The organism is Kitasatospora sp. NPDC036755 (assembly GCF_040636595.1).
In the GTDB taxonomy this organism is placed as follows: domain Bacteria; phylum Actinomycetota; class Actinomycetes; order Streptomycetales; family Streptomycetaceae; genus Kitasatospora.
In genome coordinates this window covers 1-3,630 of record NZ_JBEZUT010000541.1, presented here as the reverse complement: position 1 = coordinate 3,630, position 3,630 = coordinate 1, and the positions used below count along the sequence as shown (strand labels likewise).

3 protein-coding genes are annotated in these 3,630 nt (G+C 75.4%); 1 reads left to right on the top strand and 2 read right to left on the bottom strand.

Translation table 11 applies throughout. From position 1 onward, the window contains the following. On the bottom strand, positions 1-654 hold a 654-nt coding region (locus tag AB0E96_RS39530), incomplete at its 3' end, for an alpha/beta fold hydrolase (RefSeq protein WP_359831462.1). 93 nt (positions 655-747) lie between these two features. Then, complete coding sequence (locus tag AB0E96_RS39525; protein WP_359831460.1) at positions 748-1,692, bottom strand: DUF2797 domain-containing protein; 945 nt, start codon at positions 1,690-1,692, stop codon at positions 748-750. A 360-nt stretch (positions 1,693-2,052) separates the two neighbouring features. Between AB0E96_RS39525 and AB0E96_RS39520 the strand changes: the two genes are divergently transcribed. Continuing rightward, the gene (locus tag AB0E96_RS39520) at positions 2,053-3,549 is read left to right on the top strand and encodes a restriction endonuclease (RefSeq protein WP_359831458.1); all 1,497 of its coding nucleotides are present in this window, start codon (positions 2,053-2,055) and stop codon (positions 3,547-3,549) included. Positions 3,550-3,630: the final 81 nt, after the last annotated feature.

Sequence of the window (3,630 nt, the reverse complement as noted above, 5' to 3'; positions counted from 1 at the left end):
GTCCTTCATCGCGATCAGGTTCGCGGTGACGTAGCTGATGTTGTTGCGCGAGTGCCACTCGGTCGGGAAGTAGGTGACCAGCCGCGAACTCTGGACGCCGAGGATCATGTGGCCGAGCTCGCCGAGGACGGCCTCCAGGCTGCTCTCGGCGTGCGCCCTCACGATCCAGCGGAACCACGGGGACTCGGCCGCGTTGGCGGCGAGCGCCGCGCCGAGGCCGGGCTGCCCGAACGGCGTGGGCCCGTTGACGCTCACCACCCGGGCGATCAGCTCCGGGCGGCGGGCGGCCAGGCCCATGCCGACCGGCCCGCCGAAGTCGTGCAGGACCAGGGTGAGTTCGCGCAGGCCGAGGTCCAGGACGAGCGCCTCCAGGTTGTCGACGTGGTCCTGCAGCCAGTAGGTCCGGTCGGCCGGGGTGGCGCTCTTGCCGAAGCCCATGTGGTCGGGGACGACCACCCGGTGGGTCGGGGCCAGGCGGCGGACCAGGTCGCGGAAGAGGTAGCCCCAGGTGGGTTCGCCGTGCAGGCAGAGCACCACGGGGCCGGTGCCCTCGTCCACGTAGTGCTGGGGGAAGCCGGCGGCGGTGCTGAAGTGCGGCCGGTACGGGAAGGTGCCGTCGAAGCTCTCGTGGGCGGCGATCATGGTTGGGCTCACTCCAAGGTGGTAGCAACATAAAACCGCAAGGCCGAGGCTAGGCCTCGTGGTTTTATTACGCAACCATGCTGGTCGGAGCGGTCCCGATCGGCCTCAGAACAGCGCCTCCTGAGTGTCCGGCTCCGGCGGCCGCAGCCGCTCCTGGAGGGTCAGGCCCGCGGGGCCGCGGCCGGTGACCGGGCTGAGCGTCCAGCCGGTGAGCTGCCGGGTGTCCAGCAGCAGCGGGCCGGAGCCGTCGGCCTGGTCCAGGAAGAGGTGCCGGCCCACCGGCGGCCGGAGCCGGCCGGCGAGGACCGCACCGTCGGCCAGCCCGGTGATCTCCCGGTAGGCCTCCGGGGCGCCGCCGACCAGGCCGTAGCGCTCGACGTGGTCGACCACCGGGCGGTCGGCGAGCAGCTCCACGGCGTGGCCGTCCAGCAGCCGGTGCGCCCGGGCGCGGGCCTCGGTGAGCACCGCACGGCGGTGCGGGGCGTCGCCGTGCGACCACCAGTGCTCGGTCTTGAGCCGGGACTTGAACCGTTCCCGGGCCAGGCCCGAGGCGGCGACGGTGAGTTCGGCGCGCCGGACCGCCGGCAGGGCGCCGCGGGCGGTGAACGCGTAGGCCAGCGCGCCCTGTTCGAGCAGCCGGCTGTCGCCGCGCTGCTCGGCGGTCAGGCCTACCTTGAGCAGGCCCTCGCCGAACCAGGCGAGGTAGAGCAGGTAGGTGCGGCCGTCGTCGAGGATCTGGTCCCGGGCGAGGGCGAGGCCGCGGTCCACGCTCTGGCAGGCCGGGCACTGGGTCGCGCCGCCGTTCGGGTCGATCACCGCGTGGTGCGGGCACGGCGTGCGCTCCGTCGCCCCGGCCAGCCACGCCCCGACGCAGCGGCGCGGGCCGCCCAGCAGCCAGCCGACCTCCGCCCCCGGCGCCACCGCCCGCTCGTGCACCTGGGCGCCGCGCGCGGCCCCGAGCACGGCGCGGCCGTCCCGCCAGCTCAGGCCGGTGGAGATCCAGCCGCCCGGGTGGGCCTGGTGCTCCGGGTGCTGTGGGGGGATCGTCACGCCTTCTCCTTACCGCCGGTAGCCGTCGACCCTACCCGGTGCCACCGACAGGCGGCCCGGCCGGTGGGATCCGCGACGGCACGGACGACCGCGGGCCCCGCCGGCGACGAACGCCGGCCGGGCCCGCCGCCGTTCCCTCGGCCCGCCGGAGCCGCCCGAGGACCGTCGGTACCGCGTCGGGCGCGTCCGCCTCCACGACGGAAAGGCCCCCTGCTCAGGAGCACTTGGCCGCACGGGGCGTTCACGCTCTATTGTTGCGGGCGCGGTCGGCGGCGCGGCCGGGAGGCGGTGCCGCGGGCCCGACAGTCGGCACGAGGCGAATGGGGTGGACGGACGGTGTCGGGGCGGCGGAGCAGCGGGGTGCTGGCGATCTGGGCGGAGGCGCAGCGACAGCAGCAGCGCCGGGAGGAGGCCCGGTGGCGCGCCGAAGCGGCGGAGCAGCGCCGCCGGGAGCGGGAGCAGCGCGAGACGCAGAAGGCGGCGGCCCGTGGCGAGCGCGAGGCGCAGCGCGCCTACCAGCAGTCGCGGGAGGCGGAGGCCGCCCGGCGGACGGCCGAACTGGACGCCCGGGTCGAGGAGTTGAGGGGGCTGCTGGCCGCCGGGCTGGCCGCGCCGGCCTTCGGGCCGCAGGCCCTGCTGGCGCCGCCGGCGGTGCCGCCGTTCGATCCGGGGCCGCTGGGTGAGCCGGTGCCGATGCCGGACCAGTCCTCCGCCCACTACTTCGTGCCGCCGCCGGACCCGGTCCAGGCCCGCAACCGGGGTGTGCGCCAGCAGTACGAGCAGTACCTGGCCCAGGCCCGGGCCCGGTTCGAGCAGGACTGGTACGCCGCGCAGGCCCGGGAGGCCGACCGGCAGCAGCGGCTGGCCGCGTACCACCAGGAGTACCTGGCCGGGGCCGAGCAGGCCCGCCGGCAGCAGCGGGAGCTGGCCGCCCGGACCGAGGAGCTGCTGCGCCGGCTGCGGGCGGGCGAGCCGGAGGCGGTGCAGGAGTACTTCACGGCCGGTCTGTACGCCTCGGCGGCCTGGCCGGAGGGCTTCCCGCACCGGCTGGTGGCGGCGTTCGACGCCGGGAGCCGCCAGCTGGTGGTGGACTGGGAGCTGCCCGGGCCGGACGTGGTGCCGGCGGCCGCGCGGGTGCGGTACGTGAAGTCGGACGACCGCGAGGCGGAGGTGGCCCGGCCGGCGACGGAGCGCAAGGCACTGTACAGGGAGGTGCTGGCGCAGTCGGCGCTGCGGGTGGCGGCGGAGGTGTTCCGGGCGGACCGGGACGGGCTGCTGGACTCGGTCGTGCTGAACGGCTTCGTCCTCGGCATCGACCCGGCGACCGGCCGGGAGGCGGAGCGCTTCCTCTCCACCCTGACCGCCACCCGGGCCGGCTTCGCCGCGCTGGCGCTGGACCGGGTGGCCCCGGTGGACTGCTTCCAGGGCCTGGGCGGCCGGCTGTCGGCGCGCCCGGAGCGGCTGGACGAGGTGCGGCCGGACCGCCGCCCGGAGAGCGTCGGCGGGAGCCTGGCCGGGCACGGCGGCGAGGACGAACCGGACCTCTTCGAGATGGACCCGCTGGACTTCGAGGACCTGATCGCCGAGCTGTTCCGGCTGCGCGGCTTCCGGGTGATGACCACGGCCCGCAGCGGCGACGTCGGGGTGGACGTGGTGGCCGAGGACCTGGACCCGGTGACCGGCGGCAAGATCGTGATCCAGGCGAAGCGCTACAAGAAGACCGTGCCGCCGACGGCGGTGCGCGATCTGGAGTCCACCGTCCGCCACCACGGCGCGATCAAGGGCATCCTGGTCACCACCGCGGGCTTCGGCCGCGGTTCGTACAGCTACATCGAGGGCAAGTCGACCAGGACATGATCAACGGGCTGGCCGCCGCCGGGATGGACACCGACGACCTGGACCCGGAGCAGCTGCGGCTGATCGTCCGCAACCGCCGCA